General features: G+C 70.3%; 17 protein-coding genes. 11 read left to right on the top strand and 6 right to left on the bottom strand.

Annotated features, from left to right (window positions below):
- Positions 1-76: 76 nt before the first annotated feature.
- The 3 genes from EJ913_RS25615 (at position 77) to tyrS (ending at position 3,910) form a co-directional block, all read left to right on the top strand.
- Positions 77-787: a response regulator transcription factor gene (locus EJ913_RS25615; RefSeq protein ID WP_127003280.1), complete on the top strand. Its 711-nt coding sequence runs from the start codon at positions 77-79 to the stop codon at positions 785-787.
- A complete protein-coding gene (locus tag EJ913_RS25610) occupies positions 787-2,445 on the top strand; it encodes a sensor histidine kinase (RefSeq protein WP_127003278.1) in 1,659 nt (552 codons plus the stop codon). Before EJ913_RS25615 ends, EJ913_RS25610 begins: the two co-directional genes overlap by 1 nt.
- A gap of 181 nt (positions 2,446-2,626) precedes the next feature.
- Positions 2,627-3,910: a tyrosine--tRNA ligase gene (tyrS, locus tag EJ913_RS25605; protein ID WP_127003276.1), complete on the top strand. Its 1,284-nt coding sequence runs from the start codon at positions 2,627-2,629 to the stop codon at positions 3,908-3,910.
- 35 nt (positions 3,911-3,945) lie between these two features.
- Here tyrS and EJ913_RS25600 read toward each other — a convergent pair whose 3' ends face one another.
- Positions 3,946-4,773 carry an oxidoreductase gene (locus EJ913_RS25600; protein WP_127003274.1) on the bottom strand — a complete coding sequence of 276 codons (828 nt, stop codon included), beginning with the start codon at positions 4,771-4,773 and terminating at the stop codon, positions 3,946-3,948.
- A gap of 111 nt (positions 4,774-4,884) precedes the next feature.
- Here EJ913_RS25600 and EJ913_RS25595 point away from each other — a divergent pair, with 111 nt between their 5' ends.
- Positions 4,885-5,790: a LysR family transcriptional regulator gene (locus EJ913_RS25595; RefSeq protein ID WP_127003272.1), complete on the top strand. Its 906-nt coding sequence runs from the start codon at positions 4,885-4,887 to the stop codon at positions 5,788-5,790.
- Positions 5,791-5,971: 181 nt separating this feature from the next.
- Here the strand turns inward: EJ913_RS25595 and EJ913_RS25590 are convergent, their stop codons facing one another.
- Complete coding sequence (locus EJ913_RS25590) at positions 5,972-8,335, bottom strand: FdhF/YdeP family oxidoreductase (protein ID WP_244939487.1); 2,364 nt, start codon at positions 8,333-8,335, stop codon at positions 5,972-5,974.
- A 243-nt stretch (positions 8,336-8,578) separates the two neighbouring features.
- Here EJ913_RS25590 and EJ913_RS25585 point away from each other — a divergent pair, with 243 nt between their 5' ends.
- Positions 8,579-9,310 carry a cytochrome c oxidase assembly protein gene (locus EJ913_RS25585; protein WP_127003270.1) on the top strand — a complete coding sequence of 244 codons (732 nt, stop codon included), beginning with the start codon at positions 8,579-8,581 and terminating at the stop codon, positions 9,308-9,310.
- Entirely contained in the window at positions 9,307-9,825 is a 519-nt protein-coding gene (locus EJ913_RS25580; RefSeq protein WP_127003268.1) for a CopD family protein, read from the top strand. Before EJ913_RS25585 ends, EJ913_RS25580 begins: the two co-directional genes overlap by 4 nt.
- Here EJ913_RS25580 and EJ913_RS25575 read toward each other — a convergent pair.
- Positions 9,803-10,315 (bottom strand): DUF2231 domain-containing protein, encoded by a 513-nt coding sequence (locus EJ913_RS25575; RefSeq protein ID WP_127003266.1) that lies wholly within the window; start codon positions 10,313-10,315, stop codon positions 9,803-9,805. The genes EJ913_RS25580 and EJ913_RS25575 overlap by 23 nt on opposite strands.
- 81 nt (positions 10,316-10,396) lie before the next feature.
- On the opposite strand from EJ913_RS25575, the gene EJ913_RS25570 reads away from it, so the two are divergent.
- Genes EJ913_RS25570 through EJ913_RS25560 form a run of 3 tightly spaced genes read left to right on the top strand, consistent with a single transcriptional unit; the run spans position 10,397 to position 13,883 of the window.
- Positions 10,397-11,041 (top strand): cytochrome c oxidase subunit II, encoded by a 645-nt coding sequence (locus tag EJ913_RS25570; RefSeq protein ID WP_211099041.1) that lies wholly within the window; start codon positions 10,397-10,399, stop codon positions 11,039-11,041.
- On the top strand, positions 11,038-13,554 hold the full coding sequence (gene ctaD, locus EJ913_RS25565; protein WP_127003262.1) for a cytochrome c oxidase subunit I: 2,517 nt from the start codon (positions 11,038-11,040) through the stop codon (positions 13,552-13,554). The genes EJ913_RS25570 and ctaD overlap by 4 nt, the downstream gene beginning before the upstream one ends.
- Entirely contained in the window at positions 13,551-13,883 is a 333-nt protein-coding gene (locus tag EJ913_RS25560) for a hypothetical protein (protein WP_127003260.1), read from the top strand. Before ctaD ends, EJ913_RS25560 begins: the two co-directional genes overlap by 4 nt.
- Positions 13,884-13,889: 6 nt before the next feature.
- On the opposite strand, the gene EJ913_RS25555 is transcribed toward EJ913_RS25560, so the two are convergent.
- On the bottom strand, positions 13,890-15,209 hold the full coding sequence (locus tag EJ913_RS25555; RefSeq protein ID WP_127003258.1) for a hypothetical protein: 1,320 nt from the start codon (positions 15,207-15,209) through the stop codon (positions 13,890-13,892).
- A gap of 107 nt (positions 15,210-15,316) precedes the next feature.
- Positions 15,317-15,562, bottom strand: a complete 246-nt coding sequence (locus EJ913_RS25550) for a DUF4167 domain-containing protein (protein WP_127003256.1) — start codon at positions 15,560-15,562, stop codon at positions 15,317-15,319.
- A 269-nt stretch (positions 15,563-15,831) separates the two neighbouring features.
- On the opposite strand from EJ913_RS25550, the gene EJ913_RS25545 reads away from it, so the two are divergent.
- On the top strand, positions 15,832-16,239 hold the full coding sequence (locus EJ913_RS25545; RefSeq protein ID WP_127003253.1) for a VOC family protein: 408 nt from the start codon (positions 15,832-15,834) through the stop codon (positions 16,237-16,239).
- 76 nt (positions 16,240-16,315) lie between these two features.
- Here the strand turns inward: EJ913_RS25545 and EJ913_RS25540 are convergent, their stop codons facing one another.
- Positions 16,316-16,732, bottom strand: coding sequence for a hypothetical protein (locus EJ913_RS25540; RefSeq protein WP_127003251.1), 417 nt, complete (start codon positions 16,730-16,732; stop codon positions 16,316-16,318).
- 304 nt (positions 16,733-17,036) lie between these two features.
- On the opposite strand from EJ913_RS25540, the gene EJ913_RS25535 reads away from it, so the two are divergent.
- Positions 17,037-17,420 carry a phage tail terminator protein gene (locus EJ913_RS25535; RefSeq protein WP_127003249.1) on the top strand — a complete coding sequence of 128 codons (384 nt, stop codon included), beginning with the start codon at positions 17,037-17,039 and terminating at the stop codon, positions 17,418-17,420.
- The last annotated feature ends 63 nt before the right edge of the window (positions 17,421-17,483 follow it).

Below are 17,483 nucleotides of genomic sequence, written 5' to 3'. Positions count from 1 at the left end.
CGATGACGCGCCCGTGCAACCTTGGCGCAATGTCTGTGCAGAATCGGTGCAGCTTATCGGGTAGAGTGGCGCCGCCATGCCCAAGATCCTGCTGATCGACGACGATCCCCACATCCGCGACATCGTCCGCTTCGCCCTGGCGCGGGAGGGCTTCGCCGTCGTCGAGGCGGGGGACGGCGCCCAGGGGCTGGCGCTGGCGCAAGGGGAGACGCCCGACCTGATCCTGCTGGACATCACGATGCCCGAGCTGGACGGGACCGAGGTTTGCCGCCAACTGCGCCGCACCAGCCGGGTCCCGATCATCTTCCTGTCGTCGCGCGACGACGAGATCGACCGCATCCTCGGCCTGGAACTGGGGGGCGACGACTACGTCACCAAGCCCTTCTCCCCGCGCGAACTGGTGGCGCGGGTCAAGGCGGTGCTGCGCCGCATGGCCCCGCCCGAACCGGCGTCGCCGGCCCCGCCTTCCCCCATGCCGGAGGCTCCCCCGGAGCTTCGCCACAACCGCCTGCGCCTGGATCTCGACGGCGTCCGCGCCTTCTGGGACGCGGCGGAGGTGGTGCTGACCGCCACCGAGTTCGGACTGCTGCGCACCCTGGCCGAGCGTCCGGGCAAGGTGTTCAGCCGCGACGCCCTGATGGACGGCGCCTACGCCACGGAGCGCTACGTGGCCGACCGCACCGTCGACAGCCACATCCGGCGGGTGCGGTCGAAGTTCCAGGCCGTGGGCGGCGCGCCGGTCGAGACCGTCCACGGGCTGGGCTACAAGCTGTCGGACTGCCGCTGATGCGGCGCCGGGTGGCGCGGCGCCTGTCGATCGGGACGGTGCTGCTGGCGATGACCCTGGCGGCGCTGGTGCTGCCGTTGAGCGGCATCTGGTTTCTGCGCCTCTACGAAAGCGCCCTGATCCGCCAGACGGAGTCGGAACTGATCGCCCAGGCCGGCGTCGTCGCGGCCTTCTACCGCGAGGCTTGGCGCCGGTCCGGCGGGCGGCCGGACGACGGCGCCCCGCCGCTCGACCCGGCCTGGATGCGCCCGCCGGGGTTCGAGCCGCCCTGGACCCCACGCTTCGCCAGCCTGGATCTGGCCGACGACCCGATCCTGCCCTCCGCCCCCGACCCGTCGCCCGCCGCGACGCCGCCCGATCCGGCGGCCGTGCTGGCCGGCGCGTCGCTCGGGCCCGTCCTGCGCGAGGCGCAGCGCATCACCCTGGCCGGGATGCGGGTCACCGACCGCCACGGCATCGTCGTCGCCAGCACCGGCGAGGAGTTGGGCCTGTCGCTCGGCGATCAGGAGGAGGTCCGGCGCGCCCTGTCCGGCGAGCCGGCCAGCGTGCTGCGCGAACGCATCAGCCGCCACGCCCTGGCGAACGGCCAGAGCGTGCCGGCGCCCGGCCGTCCGCTGCGGATCTTCACCGCCCAGCCCGTGCTCGACGCCGGGCGTGTCGTCGGGGTGGTGCTGGTGTCGCGCACGCCGCGCAGCCTCGCCGACACCCTCTACGGCAAGCGGTGGCATCTGGCCGGGCTGGCGGCGCTGCTGCTGGTGTCGGTCGGCCTGCTGGCGCGGGTGGGGACCGTCGCCATCGGCCGCCCCCTGCGCGCGGTGACGGCGCTGGCCAAGCGCACGGCGGACGGCGAACGCGGGGTGATGACGCCGTTGCCGGGGCCGCTGGTGCGCGAGGTGGCCGAGCTGTCGGAGGCGCTGACCCGCATGGCCGGGACGCTGGAGCAGCGGGCGGACTACATCCGCGACTTCGCCGCCCATGTCTCGCACGAGTTCAAGACCCCGCTGACGACCATCCGCGGCACCGTCGAGCTGCTGCGCGACCATCTGGACAGCATGTCGCCCGAGGAGCGGGAGCGCTTCCTCGCCAACATGGACGCGGAGGCCGAACGCCTGTCCCGCCTCGTCCGCCGTCTGCTGGAACTGGCGCGGGCCGACGTCATGACGGTGGGCGGGGACGCCGTGACCGACGCCGTGCCGGTCGCGGCCCGGCTCGCCGAACACCACGGCGCTGAGACCTCGCTGCCGGCCTCGCTGCCGGTCGCCATGGGGCTGGAGGCGTTGGAAAGCGTCCTGGCGAACCTTGTCGGCAACGCCCGCCACCACGCGGGCCCGCACGCGCGGGTGGTCGTGACGCTGTCGGCCGTCACACCACCGAACGGGGACGACCGCGCGGTCCTGCGGGTCGAGGACGACGGGCCGGGCGTCTCGCCCGCCAACGCCGGGCGTGTCTTCACCCCGTTCTTCACCACCGCGCGCGGGAGCGGCGGCACCGGCCTCGGCCTTGCCATCGCGCGGGGGCTGGTCGAGGCGCATGGCGGGACCATCGCGCTGCTGCCATCGGAACGCGGTGCGCTGTTCGAGGTCTCGCTGCGCTTGGCCGGACCGGACCGGGGGGCGAACGCCAATGCGGGGATGGATCTTTCGCGCGGGCGGGTGTAGGAGAGCGTCATGACCGACCGCATCGCCTTCCTCGTCACCGTTCCGGTTTATTATCCGCCGCTCCCATAGCGCGGCGTCGATCGGTCATACCCGAAACCATGCCGCCGCACTCCGGCGGCCATGGTCTTCAACGAACAGGACAGTCTCCGGGGGCACGGCCCAACCGTCGAGACCCGTTCCAATGTCATCCTCTTCATCCGCCGCCGATTTCGTCCATGTCCTGCGCGAGCGCGGCTTCCTCCATCAATGCAGCGACCCGGACGCCAATCTGGCCGGGCTGACCGGCGCCGCGCTTGACGGCGCCCCCGGCGGTGCGCTGACCGCCTATGTCGGGTTCGACGCCACGGCGGACAGCCTGCATGTCGGGCATCTGCTGTCGATCATGGCGCTGCGCTGGCTCCAGAAGACCGGCAACCGCCCCATCGTGCTGATCGGCGGCGGCACCACCCGGATCGGGGATCCCAGCTTCCGCGACACCAGCCGGCCGATGCTGGACGACGCCCGGATATCCTCGAACGCCGCCGGGCTGGGCCGCGTGTTCGGCCAGTACCTGGACTTCGGCGAGGGGGCGGCCGACGCCCGCATGGTCGACAACGCCGACTGGCTGGACCGGCTGGACCACGTCCCCTTTCTGCGCGACATCGGCCGGCACTTCACCGTCAACCGCATGCTGAGCTTCGACTCCGTCAAGCAGCGGCTGGAGCGCGAGCAGCCGCTGACCTTCCTGGAGTTCAACTACATGATCCTCCAGGCCTATGATTTCCTGGAGCTGGCGCGCCGCCACGGCTGCCTGTTGCAGATGGGCGGGTCGGACCAATGGGGCAACATCGTCAACGGCATCGAGCTGGCCCGTCGGGTCGAGGGGCGCCAGCTCTTCGGGCTGACCACGCCGTTGCTGACCACCGCGTCGGGCACCAAGATGGGCAAGACGGCGGGCGGCGCCGTGTGGCTGAACGCCGACGCGCGCTCCCCCTTCGATTTCTGGCAGTTCTGGCGCAACACCGAGGACGCCGACGTCGGCCGCTTCCTACGGCTGTTCACCGAGCTGCCGCTCGGCGAGATCGCCCGGCTGGAAAGGCTCCAAGGCGCCGAGATCAACGAGGCGAAGATCGTGCTGGCGACCGAGGCCACCCGGCTCTGCCATGGTCCCGCCGAGGCGGACCGCGCGGCCGCGGCCGCGCGCGGCCTGTCCGGAGCCGGTGGCGGGGGGAATGGCCATGCCGGCGACGGCCTGCCGCAGACCCGGTTGAGCCGGGCTGAGCACCCCGGCGGGTTGCCGTTGGTCGATGCGCTGGTGGCAACCGGCCTGTCGCCGTCCAAGGGCGCCGCGCGGCGCCTGATCCGCGAGGGCGGCGCGCGCTTGGACGGAGAGCCCGTCAGCGATGAGGCGGCCATCGTCACCGTCGCGGAAGCCACGCTGTCGGCGGGACGCAAGAGGCACGCGCGCCTGATCCTGGTGCCGTGACCGGGGTCAGGATTTGGGAGCCGTTACGCACCCCGTCAGGCGTTCACGGTGAAATCGGTGCCGCGCGTCAGATCCTCCCAGGCGTCGATCTCCCCGATCACGGCGTCGAGCTTTTCGCGGGCGCGGCGCAGCGCGTCCGATCCGAGCAGCAGGTGGAGCGGCGGGTTGTCCGACCGCACGAGCGCGAGGATGGCCTGCGCCGCGCGGTCGGGATCGCCGAGCTGGCGGCCGGCCATGGCGTCGAAGGCGGCGGAGCTGCGCCCGACGCTGGCGGCGTAGGCCGGATCGGCGTCGCTCTTGCGGATCGAGTGGGCGGACAGGAAGTCGGTCCGGAACGCGCCGGGGGCCACCGCCGTCACCTTGATCCCGAACGGGGCGACCTCCTGCGCGAGGCTGGCCGACAGCCCTTCGAGCGCGTGCTTGGCCGCCGCGTAGAGGCCGGCACCGGCGCCCGGCGCGCGCCCGGCGATCGACGTGACGTTGACGATGTGACCGGAGCCCTGGGCGCGGAGATGGGGCAAGGCCGCCCGGATAATGCGGAAGGGGCCGAACACGTCGGTCGCGAACAGCCGCGCGACCTCCGCGTCGCTCGCCTGCTCGATGGCCCCCAGCAGGCCGTAGCCCGCGTTGTTGACGATCACGTCGATGCGCCCCGCCTGGGCGAAGGCCTGGGCGACCGCCGCCTCCGCCGCCGCCCCGTCGGACACGTCGAGCGTCACGACGTGCAGCGTGCCCCGGTCCGCCGGCAGGTCGGGGGTGCCGTTTCGGACCGTCCCGATGACCGTGTCGCCCTCCGCCAGCGCCGCCTTGGCCAGGGACAGGCCGAGCCCGCGCGAAATGCCCGTGATGAACCATGTGGTCATGAGTCGTCTCCTTGGTTGCGGAGACAGGGATACACCCGGCGAACTGGGTTCAGAATGCCCCCTCTTCTGACAGCGCTTGTAAGCTGGGCTGAAAAATCGTTTCCTGATCCGATGGAACCCTTGCTGTCGGGCAGCGACTACAACCAGCTCCGGGCCTTCGTGGCGGTCGGCGAGGCGTTGAGCTTCAGCCAGGCCGCGCACCGGCTGGGCGTCTCCCCCTCCGCTCTCAGCCAGCTGGTGCGCGGCTTCGAGGAGCGGGTTGGCGTGCGGCTCTTCAACCGCACCACGCGCAGCGTCGCGCTGACGGAGGCGGGCGAAACCCTGTTCCTGCGCGTGCGCCCCGCCGTGTCGGAACTGGGCGACGCCATCGGGCACGCGCAACGGCACCGCGAACGCCCCGCCGGGACCGTGCGCGTCCACAGCTTCCGGTCGGCGGCGGAGAGGTACATCGACCCCATCCTCCCGGCCTTCGCGCGGGATTATCCGGATGTCGTGCTCGACATCACGCTGGACGACGCGGTGGTCGATGTGGTGGCGGGCGGCTTCGACGCCGCTATCCGGATCGGCGAGGTGATCGAGCGCGACATGGTCGCGGTGCGGCTCGGCCCGGAGCTGCGTCAGATCGCCGTGGCCTCGCCCGCCTATCTCGCGGCGCACGGACGTCCGGACCACCCGCGCGATCTGGTGCACCACCGCTGCCTGCGCTGGCGCTGGCCGGGCCATGTGACGCCCTACGCCTGGGAGTTCTTCGAGAACGGGTCGTGGTTCGAGGTGGCGGTCGACGGACCGCTGATCGTCAACGACAAGGACATGGCGGTCCGCGCGGCGCTGGACGGCATCGGGATTGGTTTCGCGGTCGAGGACGCGGTGGCGCGCCCCATTGCCGAGGGACGGCTGGTCCCGCTGCTCGAGCCCTGGTCCGCGCCGTTTCCCGGGCGTTTCCTGTGCTACCCCCGGCAACGGCAGATGGCGCCCGCCCTGCGCGCCTTCATCGACGCCGTCCGCGCCGCGGCGTGAGAGCGGAGCGGCTTCCAGGAAGGGGTGTGGAGTCCATGCCACGCATGCCCCCACCCCTTCCCTCCCCCGCTGGGCGGGGGAGGGGATAGGAGCTTTGCCAAAATCCAGCGGCCGTCCCCTCCCCCGCTTAGCGGGGGAGGAAGGGTGGGGGCAAACGGGACTTGAACCTCCACAATCCTGCTTAAGCGACGATCCGCACCGGCACGCTCTTCGCCGCCGGGGTCTTCGACGCTTGGTCGTGGTACCAGAGCGGGATCAGGGGGTTCATCTCCGGGTAATAGGAACCGATGCAGCCGCGCGGCAATAGGAAGGGAGTGACGGTCAACCCGCCCACCCGGCGGTCCACCCCGTCCTCCGCGTCGCTCGCCAGCCCGACGACCTGACCTTCGGTCAGCCCCGCCGCCGCGATGTCCTCCGGGTTCATCAGCAGCACGTCGCGGGTGCCCTCGATGCCGCGCAGGCGGTCCGAATAGCCGTAGATCGTCGTGTTGAACTGGTCGTTGGAACGCATGGTGATCAGCCGCCAGCGCTCGGGCGCGTCGCCGACGCCCATCGCGTTCAGCCGCTCCGGCGCGGTGAACTGCGCCTTGCCGCTCTTGGTCTTCCAGATGCGCTCGCGCGCCGTGTTGCCCCGGTAGAAGCCGCCGGGCGTGAACAGGCGCTCGTTGAAGCGGTCGAACTGGTCCGGGTAGGTCTGCTGGATCCGGCTGCGGATCGTGGCGTAGTCGGCGGTCCAGGTCTCCCATGGTGCCTTCGGGTTGGGGGACAGCGTCGCCCTGGCCAGCCCGGCGACGATGGCGACCTCCGACTTGAGGTGTTCGCTCGCCGGTTCGTTCTTGCCGACCGAACCGTGGATGCAGCTCAGGCTGTCCTCGACCGTCACGGTCTGCGGCCCGCTTGCCTGCCGGTCCTCCTCCGAACGGCCAAGGCAGGGCAGCAGATAGGCGACCCTTCCGTTGATCAGGTGGCTGCGGTTCAGCTTGGTCGCGATCTGCACGGTCAGGCGCATCCGTGGCCAAGCCTCCTCCATCCGCTCCCGCTCGGGGATGGCGCGCAGGAAGTTGCCGCCGAGGCCGATGAAGGCCTTCACCTCGCCGGTCAGGATCTTCTCGCAGGCCTTGACGGTGTTCAGCCCTTCGTCGCGCGGCGGCTCGAAGCCGAACTGCTCGGCGATGCGGTCGAGCGGCACCAGTTCAGGCTTCTCGGAGATGCCGACGGTGCGCTGGCCCTGCACGTTGGAATGGCCGCGCACCGGAGAGATGCCGGCGCCGTCGCGGCCGATGTTGCCCTTCAGGAGCCATAGGTTGGTCAGGGCCGCGATGTTGTCGGAGCCGTGGACGTGCTGGGTCAGCCCCATGCCGTACATCGCGATGGAGCGGTCGGCCTCGATGTAGATCCGCGCGGCCTGTTCCAACTCATCGCGGGTCAAGCCCGATTCCTTCTCGATGGCCTCCCAGCCCGTCGCGTCGACCTTGGCCTTCATCGCCTCGAAGCCCGTGGTGTGCTGGGCGATGAAGTCGGTGTCGAGCACCCGCTTGCCGTGCGTGGCGTGGCTGTGCGCGTCGGCGGCGAGCACGTGCTTGATCAGGCCGGTGATGGCCGCGATGTCGCCGCCGGCCCTGACCTGGAAATACAGCGTCGAGATCCGGGTTTCCTGGCCCGTCAGCATCTCGGTCGGGGCCTGGGGGTTCTTGAAGACCTCCAGCCCGCGCTCGCGCACCGGGTTGAAGGTGACGATCTTCGCGCCGCGCTTGACCGCCTCCTGCAAGGGGTGCAGCAGGCGTGGGCTGTTCGAGCCCGTGTTCTGCCCGAAGAAGAAGATCGCGTCGCACTGGTCGAAGTCGGACAGCACGCAGGTCCCCACCGGCGAGCCGATCACGGTCTTGAGCCCGACCGAGGTGGTCTCGTGGCACATGTTGGAGCTGTCGGGCAGGTTGTTGTGCCCGTACATCCGCGCGAACAGCGCGTAGAGATAGGCGGTCTCCAGGCTGGCGCGGCCCGACGCGTAGAAGACCGCCGTCTTCGGATCGATGCCCTTGAGTTCGGCGCCGATGGCCGCGAACGCCTCCTCCCACGTACAGGGGACGTAGCGGTCGGTGCCGGCGTCGTAGCGCATCGGGTGGGTCAACCGCCCCTGCATCTCCAGGTCGTGGTCCTTCCACCCTTTGAGGTCGGTCACCGTGTGCTCGGCGAAGAAATCGGGGGTGCAGCGGCGCTTGGTCATCTCCGCGAAGGTCGCCTTGGCGCCGTTCTCGCAGAATTCGAAGGGGTGCGGCTTGGCGGGCTTGGTCCAGGCGCAGGACACGCACATGAAGCCGCCCGGCTTGTTCTGCCGCCGCAACGTGTCGGCCACCGCCGGCCCCGGCAGATCCCTGGCGAGCGCGTGGGCCAGCGAGCCGACCGATCCCCAGCCGCCCGCCGCACCGTCGTAATGGACGGTCTCGTCCTCCATCTCCGACAGCGGCCTGTGCGCTCCAGGCTGGCCGGGCTCTTCCGGGGCGTCGCTGCGCTGGGGATCGTTGGGGGCGGAGGCGTCGGAAGGCAAAGCGATCTCCGGAGCGTGGGAAAAGGAAGGGAACGGGTTCGATACGATCCCAACACCCGCCGTCCGGCCGGCGTTCCATGCGCACGGCCCATGCCACCCCACCCGCCCCACCCGCCGGACGGCGGAGCAACGGCCAAGCCAAAGGAACAACGGGCGTCCGTCCGGCGTTACGTTTCGACGCGGAACCGAGGGAGGGGGCGTGAGGATCATCGACGGCAAAGGCCCCCGACGGAGCGGCGCGGCATGAACACGGTTCCCTATTGCGGTCCCGCCCCCCTTCCGGACGGCCTGTGGTCCGCATGGAACCTCGATCCGGCCGTCCTGGCGGGGCTTGCCCTGGCGTCCCTGTTCGCCCTTTCCCAGCCCGACCGGTCCGCTCGCCGGGCCGGGATCGGGGCGGTGCTGCTGCTGGCGGTCGCCTTCGTCTCGCCACTCTGCGCGCTGGCCTCGGCGCTGTTCTCGGCGCGGGTCGCCCACCATCTCGTGATCGTCGCCGGGGCGGCGCCGCTGATCGCGCACACGCTGGTCCGCCGGTCGGTGACGCCGCGCGGCGGCGAGGCGGCCTTCGTGGTCCACACCGTCCTGCTGTGGCTGTGGCACACGCCCGGTCCCTACGGCTTCGCCCTGTCGAGCACGCCCGCCTATTGGCTGATGGAGGCGACGCTGACCGTCTCGGCGGTGTGGTTCTGGCACGCGCTGCTGTCGCCGCGCACGGCGCCGGGGACGACGATGGCGCTGGCGCTGGGGGCCATCGTGCAGATGGGGATGCTGGGCGCGCTGCTGACCTTCGCCGGCCGGCCGCTCTTCGCGGAACACGCCCTGACGACGGCCCCCTTCGGGCTGACGCCGCTGGAGGACCAGCAGCTGGCCGGGCTGCTGATGTGGGTGCCGGCGGCGCTGCCCTACCTCGCGGTGGCGCTCCACCGCCTGTTCGCCCTGCTGGGCGGAGCGGCGCGTGGAGACGCGCGTCCATGATCGAGGCCATGAAGTTCGTCCACATCGCCGCCATCGCCCTGTGGACCGCCGGCCTCGTCGGCCTGCCCAGCCTCTACGTGCAGCGCGCCGCCATCACCGACGACCAGTCGCTCTACCGGCTCCAGAAGACGGTCCGCTTCGCCTACACCAACATCCTGTCGCCGGCCGCCTTCACGGCGGTGGCGAGCGGCGTCGCGCTGATCTTCCTGCGCGAGGTCTTCGTTCCCTGGTTTTCCCTGAAGCTCGGATTCGTCGCGCTGCTGGGCGTGGCGCATGTCCTGACCGGCCTCGTCATCATCCGCCTGTTCCGCGAGGGCGAGGGCTATCCCGCCTGGCGCTGCGCCGCCGCCACGGTCCTGACCGCGCTGACGGTTCTGGCCATACTGCTTCTGGTCCTCGCCAAGCCGGCGACGTTGCCGCTGGAGCTTCCGGCGGCGCTGTCCGAGCCGGGCGGGTTGCGGCGCCTGCTCGACCCGCTCAATCCGTGGTCCGTCACCCCTTCGACGACACCATGAGGCCGACCCCGTGATGGAAGATCAGCTTTCCGCCATGCCAACCGGCCAGCACCGTCATGCCCGTCGCCAGCAGGGAGACCAGCAGCCCGTGCGGCAGCACCACCTCGGGATCCTGCAGCCGCAGGCCCCAGTTGAGACCGGCGATCGACAGCATGGTGAGGGCGGCGACGCCGTGCGCCCAACTCGCCACCCGCGCCCGGATGCCGGCGACGAGCAGCAGCTCCACCGTGCCGATGGCCCCGGCGACGAGCCCGGTGAGGAAGGCGGCGCCGGAGGCCCACAGCCCCGCCCGCAGCCAGAAGGAATCGCCCGACCACCAGTAGAAGACGTCGGCGGCCAGCGTGGCGAAGACCAGGGCGATCGGGAAATGCACCGACATCGCGTGGAGCGGATGGCCGGCCACCGCGATCATCGAGGTGGTGTCCTTCTCCTGGACCTTGACGATGACCGGGTTGTCGGCGTCGTCGGCTTCGTTCTTGGCGTCGCTCATGAGGGGACTCCTGTTTTCCCCATAACCCGGCGGGCGGGGGGCCTGTTCCGGAAAGCGCTTCCGTTTTCCGCCCTGCCGGCGTTGGCCGGCTGCGGCGGCGACCTGTCGGCGCTGGACCCGGCGGGGCCGTTCGCGGAGTCCATCGCCCGGCTGTGGTGGGCGATGCTGCTGGGGGCGATCCCGCTCTTCGCGCTGGTCGTCGGGCTGTTCCTGCTGACGGTGCTGCGTCCGGGCTTTGGGCGCCGCCTGTCGGCCAAGGGCTGGATCGTCGCCGGGGGGCTGGCGCTGCCGCTGCCGGTCCTGACGGCGCTGCTCGGCTACGCGCTGTTCCAGGGCGAGTATCGGCTCGGCCGGCCGGGATCCGAGGCGCTGCGCGTCGAGGCCCGCGCCCGCATGGGGCAGTGGAGCTTCGCCTACCCCGATACGCCCGGAGCGCCGGTGACGGTCGGGGTGCTGCACCTGCCCGCCGGGCGCCTCGTCGAAATCACGGTCACCAGCGAGGACGTGATCCACAGCTTCTGGGTGCCCCGGCTGGGCGGCAAGATCGACGCGATCCCCGGCCACGAGACCCGGCTGCGCCTTCTGGCCGAGGCCCCCGGCACCTTCGGCGGGGTCTGCGCCGAGTATTGCGGCGTCAGCCACACCGACATGCGCTTCACCGTGCGCGCCCACGAGGCCGGGCGCTACGCGGCGGAGCTGGCCAAAGCGGAGACGGGAGCCGAATGAGCAACGAGCCCGAACGTCACCCGAACGCGATCCACCGCCATCGCGCGCTCGACGCGATCTGGGCGACCGGCCCCGGCCTGCAACGGCTGGCGGCGGTCAACCACAACGTCATCGGCAAGCGCTTCATGCTGACGGCGCTGGTCTTCTTCTTCATCGGCGGCGTGCTGGCGATGCTGATCCGCACGCAGCTGGCCTCGGCGCAGAGCCCCTTCCTGGATCCGGGCGTCTACGCGCAGGTCTTCACCATGCACGGGACGATCATGATGTTCCTGTTCGCCATCCCCTTCTTCGAGGGCATGGCGATCTACCTGCTGCCCAAGATGCTGGGCGCGCGCGACCTCGCCTTTCCGCGCATGTCCGCCTACGGCTTCTGGTGCTACCTGTTCGGCGGGGGCATCGTCGTCGCGGCGCTGGTCGGTGGGGTGGCGCCCGACAGCGGCTGGTTCATGTACACGCCGCTGTCGTCCCGCCTCTACACGCCGGGCATCAACGCCGACGTCTGGCTGCTGGGGATCACCTTCGTCGAGATCTCCGCGATGACGGCGGCGGTCGAGATCCTGGTCACGGTGCTGAAGCTGCGCGCGCCCGGCATGTCGCTCGACCGCATGCCGATCTTCGCGTGGTACATGCTGGTGGTGGCCGGCATGATGCTGATCGGCTTTCCGCCGCTGATCCTCGGCTCGATCCTGCTGGAGGCCGAGCGCGCCTTCGGCCTGCCCTTCTTCGATCCGACGCGCGGTGGCGACCCGCTGCTGTGGCAGCATCTGTTCTGGCTGTTCGGCCATCCGGAGGTCTACATCATCTTCCTGCCGGCGGCGGGCGTCCTGTCCACCCTGGTGCCGGTCTTCGCCGGAACGCCGCTCGCCGGCTACCGGGTGGTGGTGGCGGCCATCGTCTCCATGGCCTTCCTGTCCTTCGGGCTGTGGGTCCACCACATGTACGCGGCCGGCATCCCGCATGTGGCGCTGTCCTTCTTCTCGGCGGCGAGCGCGCTGGTGGCGGTGCCCACGGCCGTGCAGATCTTCGCCTGGCTCGGCACGCTGGCCCATGGGCGCCCGCGCTTCTCGGTGCCGATGCTGCACGTCTTCGGTTTCTTCACCGTCTTTGTGATCGGCGGGCTGACCGGTGTCATGCTGGCGATGGTGCCCTTCGACTGGCAGGCCCACGACACCCATTTCGTCGTCGCCCATCTGCACTACGTGCTGGTCGGCGGCTTCGTCTTCCCGATGATGGCCGCCGCCTATTACTGGCTGCCGCACCTGACCGGCCGGCAGCCGGTGCACCACCTGTCCAAGATCGCCTTCTGGATGGTGTTCGCAGGCTTCAACCTGACCTTCTTCCTGATGCACCTGACGGGGCTGCGCGGCATGCCGCGCCGGGTCCACAGCTACCCAGCAGACGCCGGCTGGGAGGCGCTGAACTATCTCTCCTCCGTCGGCAGCTTCGTCATGGCGATGGGCTTCGCGCTGGTGGCGCTCGACCTGCTGCTGATCGCGCGGTTCGGCCGGGCCTTCCGCCGCAACCCGTGGAAGGCCGGCACGCTGGAATGGGCGATGCCGACGCCGCCGACCGCCTACGGCTTCGCCGCCCTGCCGGCCATCGACCGCCGGGCGGACACGCTCGACCCCGACCGGATCGGTCCGGAGCTGGCGGCGGGGAGGGGCTATCTCGGCGGAACCCGCAACGGCTGGATGGAGACGCTCGGCGTCGACATGGCGACCGGGCGGCCCGACCAGGTCGTCGTCCTGCCGCGACCGACGCATCTGCCGCTGGCCACCGCCCTGGCCACCGGGGGGTTCTTCCTGGCCCTGCTGTTCAAGGTCTACTGGGCTGCGCCGCTGTTCGCGGCGGTCGTGCTGGCCCTGTTCCTGCGCTGGACGCCGCAGACCGGCCTGACGGCGGATCTCGGCCCCCTGCCGATCGGCCGGGGCGAGGAGGCGCCGCATCACGCCGAGGCCGAAGCCCCGCCCTCGCAGTGGGCGATGGTCTTCACGCTGGCGGCGGACGGCACGCTCTACGTCTCGCTGCTGTTCGGCGCCTTCTTCCTGTGGCTGTCGGCGCCGAACTGGCCGCCGGAGCAGCTGGGCGGCACGGCCTACCCGGCGCAGGCGCTGGGCATGCTCGGCTTGCTGCTGGCGGCCGGGATGGGACGCCGGGCGGTGCGGAAGGCGGCGGGGGCGGTGCCGGCGCTGACCGCCGGCGCGCTCGGTTATGCGGCGGCGCTGGCGGGGATCGCCTGGATGGCCTGGACCGCCCTGCCCGACCCGACCGCCCACGCGGCGGCGGCGTCCATGGCCGCCGTGCTGGCCTATGCCGGGCTGCACGCCGGGATCGGCCTCGTCCTCGCCCTCTACGGGATCCACCGCGTTCGCCGGGGCTTCGTGTCCCCCCGCCGCACCCTCGACCTACGGATCGGGCGGCTGTGGCACGACTACACGGCGGTCGCGGGCGGCGTGGCGCTGGCCTTCCCGAGCCTGCTCGCCACCCTGGCGCGCCACGGGGCGGTCCCATGAGTGGACGCCCCGCGAGCCGGCCCGTCTTCCTCCCCATCCTCGCGGCGTTCACGATCTGGGCGGTCGGTTTCCTGGCCCTCTACGGCCTTCAGGCGACGGGCTGCCGGCTCGGTTGGCAGGACGCGGAGCTTTTGCCGGGGGTCACACACCTCCGGCTTGCGCTCTGCCTGCTGCTCGCCGGGCTCGCCGCCGCCGTCGTGGCGGTCGTCCTGCGGCTGAGGCGGCTGCCCGCCGGCTTCGCCCGCACGGTGGGACTCGCCGTGTCGCTGGCGGCGGCGGCATCGACGCTGTTCAGCTTTTCCGGCGTGTTCTGGCTGTCGCTCTGCTGAGAAGCGTCAGGACTGCTTGAGGAAAAGCGCCGCCGATTCGTTGTTGAGCGGCGCCCCGATCAGCGTCCAGCGTCCGGCGCGGAACTGGAGGGTGTCGAAGCGGGAGGTCGGCCGCCCGCTGCCGTGCAGGAAGTCGACGCCATGGTCCTTGATCCGCCATTTGGCTTCGCTTCCCCGCCCGCCCTCGACCCGTCCGTCGGCCAGCAGGCGCAGGACGCCAAGGCGGTTTCCGCCGTTGTCCTCCAGCGTCCAATCGCCGACCGTCAGGGTCACCGGCAGCGCGGCCTCCCCGGACGGCGCTTCCGCATCCCGCTGCTGCGCCTGCGGGCGAAGCGTGAAGCTCCGGTCCGGACGCGCCGGGTCGTGGCCCGGCAGCACCGGCGCGGTTGCTCCGGAGGCCGGAAGGGCGAAGGCCACCGAGGAACGGCCATCGGTGTCGTAGAAGGTCAGGGTCCCGTCCTCCGCCGACCAGTAGCGCACCCGCGCGTCCCCCCCGGCGATCCCCCCATCGGCCGCCAGGGTGAGCGTGGAGGCCGCGTCGCTGCCGGACTCCCCGAACGACCACACGGTGCCGGCGAACGACTCCGGCGACGGCGGCGCGGCGGTCGGGGGCGGGGCCGGGGCCGGGGCCGGTTCAGGCTCCGGAACGAATTCCGGGGCGGCCGGGGCCGAAGCAAGGGACGGCTGCGGCGACGGGGCTGGGCCGGCCGGGCGCAGGCCGCTGTCGACCACGCGCAGGGAGGACACCGGCACGGTGCCGTACTGGCTGGTGAAGGTGAGCGTCCAGCCGTTGCCCTGCTGCTGCGACACCCCGGAAATCCGGTGGTCGGCGGTGTCGTAGACGGTCAGCGCGCCCGCGATCTCGACCGCCAGACGGCGCGTGTCCTGGAAATAGGCGTAGCGCAGATCGTTCTGCGCGCCGCTGGAATTCGGCATCCCCAGCTCCGCCGGCCACCAGTTGTTGCCGCCGAAACCCGTGCCGAACGACGATCCGTCGCCTTGCCGCTGTTGCTGCCATGAGGAGTTGGCGGCCGGTTCCGCGTCCTGCCACGCGCCCATCGGCGGGTTCAGCAAAAAGTTGGAAAGGTCGTTGCAGAGGTTGTCGACCGTCGCCTTCAACGCGTTGTTGAAGAGGTCGCTGACCATGGTCATGCCGCCCCGCATCCATTGGCCCGACCCGCCGAACTCCGGGTGGCTGAACTGCGCCATGGTGCCGCCGCCGTTGCTCAGCGCCGTCAGCATGGAGCGCACGGCGTCCTCGCTGACGCCGTGGCGGCGGGCAATCTCCGAAAGGCGCTGCTGGCCGTCCGACGTCAAACTCCGCATGGCCATCGACCGGGTCTTTCAGGTTGTTCGGCACCGGGGGATTCTTATCACGACGCGCCCCCAAGCGTCAGCGGGAAGCAGGGGGCGGCCCCATGCCTTGCCGCCGGTCAATCCTGGCCGCGCGTCACGCGGAACCAGTGTTCGGCGTGCTGCCGGCAATTCTCCGCCTCGATGGTGTCGCCGGCCCGCTCCGCGTCGGCCATGCGACTCAGCCATTGCGTGTGCTTCTGCTGGGCGGAGCCGTTCACGCCGGAGGACGACCGGGACGCCGGCCTCGGGCCGTTGTTCTGCGGACGGGACTTGTTGTACTGGGGACGCGGCACGCGCGGACCCGAGGATTTTTCAAACGACATGCAAAGAGAACTTCCGTATGGGGAATCTTCGGCCAAATGACGGTCCCGGCCGATGCACCCAATATAACGGAGAAACCGCCGGAAGTCAGGCGGCATGGCGCTCCTCGCCAAAAGCCCGCAGCGGAATTCCACCAGAGCGCCGACGCCGGGCGCCGATGCCCCACCGTCCGGACAACGCCACCTTCGCGCGGGACGGGGATGGCGGACCGAGACTCGAGGCGCGCCACGCGGTTATCGGGAGGACACGCGGAATTGACGGGAGCGGAGCCATGGAACTCAAGCGCGGACGCCTGATCGACCACATCCATCTGCGCGCCAGGGACCTTGCGGCGACCAAACGCTTCTACAAGGCGGTGCTGGGCACGCTCGACATTCCGGTCGACGAGGACGACACCCACCTCGCGGCCGACGAGCTGTGGATCGACGCCGGAAAGCCGGGGACCCACGTCCATCTGGCCTTCCAGGCGCGCGACCACGACGCGGTGCGCCGTTTCCACGCGGCGGGCCTCGCCGCCGGGGGGCGCGACAACGGGGAGCCGGGCGAGCGCGCCTATCATCCCGGCTACTACGCCGCCTTCCTGTTCGACCCCGACGGCAACAACGTCGAGGCGGTCCACCACGGCCCCGCCCAGCGGTCGGCGGACGCCGTCACCCTGACCTTCGACGCGCCCGGCTGACGGATGGACGCGCTCCTCGCCGGTCCCGTTCGCCGCTGGTAACGCGCATCGGCGGCGGCCGGCTTGTGGAACCGCTTCATGGGCAATCCCAGGCTTTTTTCACGGCGTCGCGCAGGATGGCCCGCTTTCCGCCATCCAGGACCACCTCGCTGTCTCCGGCCGCCTCGCGGAGCATCCGCACCACCTCCCATTCGTCGTCGCTGACGACGCGGTCCATGAAATGCGCGAGCTTTTCCGTTTCGCCCGTCATGAACTGTTCGATTCCAAGGCGCAGCAGATAACCGAAATCGACTTCCAGGGATTTGGCGAGGGCCGGAATCTTGTCCAGCGGAACCTTGGTGTCGCCCTGCTTGAACATGGAGATGATGTTCGGCCGCTCGTAACCGAGATCGGCGGCGATTTCGCGCTGGTTCTTCACGCCCTTCAGATCTTCGATGCGCTTGCCGAGGAACCGGACCATCTCGTTCCTGGGCCGCTGGGCAGCGTCGTTCATGGCCAATTCCCCACCTTCTGCCACGGGCCGTGCCGGAAACCGTCACGCCCTGCCGGCACCATAGCGAAAACGCGGAGACCCGCAAATCGAAAATCAGTCACTTTTTAGTGAATGGTTCAATGTCGGGAACGCCGACCATCGACGAGATCGGACGCGTCGAGTGGTTTTCGACCGGAGCTGGACAAAAAGTCAATAATGACTTACTTTTGAGTCCAATGGTGCCGATCCGGAGCGCGTTCCTGTGGCGGACGCCGCAGCGTTCCGCAACTCCACCGCCATCGACCTTACTCAAGGAGCTCCACCGATGCGTCTCGAAGCCTTCCAAGACCGACTGCACGACGCCGGTCTCGGCACTGCCGGCATCGATCTCTTCACCTACGCGATGCCCTCCAGCGCCATCGAAGGCGTGATGCTGCGCGCCACCCAGACGCCGACCCCGATCAATCACGAGATGCCCGGCTATTTTCCGGCCGGAAGCTTTCAACTCGTCGTCCGCGCCCCCGACCCCGACAGCGGCTTCACCAAGGTCCAGGCCTGCACCGTCGCCCTCGACATCCGCTCCGAGACGGTCGGCGGCTATCATGTCCACCACTGCCGGCCGCGCCACCTGCCGCTGGTCTCGCCGCAGGCGGACGGCGCCGGCCTGGAGTTCGCGGTGACGTTCGATGTGAATTTTTCCCTAGACTAAACAGTCAATTTTGACTGATAAATGGCGACGCCGGGCCATCCGGCGCCGCGCGATCCTTTCCAA

Origin of the sequence: Azospirillum doebereinerae (genome assembly GCF_003989665.1) — a bacterium.
GTDB classification, from domain to species: domain Bacteria; phylum Pseudomonadota; class Alphaproteobacteria; order Azospirillales; family Azospirillaceae; genus Azospirillum; species Azospirillum doebereinerae.
This window is presented reverse-complemented; position numbering and strand designations above follow the sequence as displayed.

Bases quoted from the DNA above. Each gene is read 5' to 3' on its own strand.
- EJ913_RS25615 (WP_127003280.1), top strand. From the start codon at position 77: ATGCCCAAGATCCTGCTGATCGACGACGATCCCCACATCCGCGACATC.
- EJ913_RS25610 (WP_127003278.1), top strand. From the start codon at position 787: ATGCGGCGCCGGGTGGCGCGGCGCCTGTCGATCGGGACGGTGCTGCTG.
- tyrS (WP_127003276.1), top strand. From the start codon at position 2,627: ATGTCATCCTCTTCATCCGCCGCCGATTTCGTCCATGTCCTGCGCGAG.
- EJ913_RS25600 (WP_127003274.1), bottom strand. From the start codon at position 4,773: ATGACCACATGGTTCATCACGGGCATTTCGCGCGGGCTCGGCCTGTCC.
- EJ913_RS25595 (WP_127003272.1), top strand. From the start codon at position 4,885: ATGGAACCCTTGCTGTCGGGCAGCGACTACAACCAGCTCCGGGCCTTC.
- EJ913_RS25585 (WP_127003270.1), top strand. From the start codon at position 8,579: ATGAACACGGTTCCCTATTGCGGTCCCGCCCCCCTTCCGGACGGCCTG.
- EJ913_RS25580 (WP_127003268.1), top strand. From the start codon at position 9,307: ATGATCGAGGCCATGAAGTTCGTCCACATCGCCGCCATCGCCCTGTGG.
- EJ913_RS25575 (WP_127003266.1), bottom strand. From the start codon at position 10,315: ATGAGCGACGCCAAGAACGAAGCCGACGACGCCGACAACCCGGTCATC.
- ctaD (WP_127003262.1), top strand. From the start codon at position 11,038: ATGAGCAACGAGCCCGAACGTCACCCGAACGCGATCCACCGCCATCGC.
- EJ913_RS25560 (WP_127003260.1), top strand. From the start codon at position 13,551: ATGAGTGGACGCCCCGCGAGCCGGCCCGTCTTCCTCCCCATCCTCGCG.
- EJ913_RS25555 (WP_127003258.1), bottom strand. From the start codon at position 15,209: ATGCGGAGTTTGACGTCGGACGGCCAGCAGCGCCTTTCGGAGATTGCC.
- EJ913_RS25550 (WP_127003256.1), bottom strand. From the start codon at position 15,562: ATGTCGTTTGAAAAATCCTCGGGTCCGCGCGTGCCGCGTCCCCAGTAC.
- EJ913_RS25545 (WP_127003253.1), top strand. From the start codon at position 15,832: ATGGAACTCAAGCGCGGACGCCTGATCGACCACATCCATCTGCGCGCC.
- EJ913_RS25540 (WP_127003251.1), bottom strand. From the start codon at position 16,732: ATGAACGACGCTGCCCAGCGGCCCAGGAACGAGATGGTCCGGTTCCTC.
- EJ913_RS25535 (WP_127003249.1), top strand. From the start codon at position 17,037: ATGCGTCTCGAAGCCTTCCAAGACCGACTGCACGACGCCGGTCTCGGC.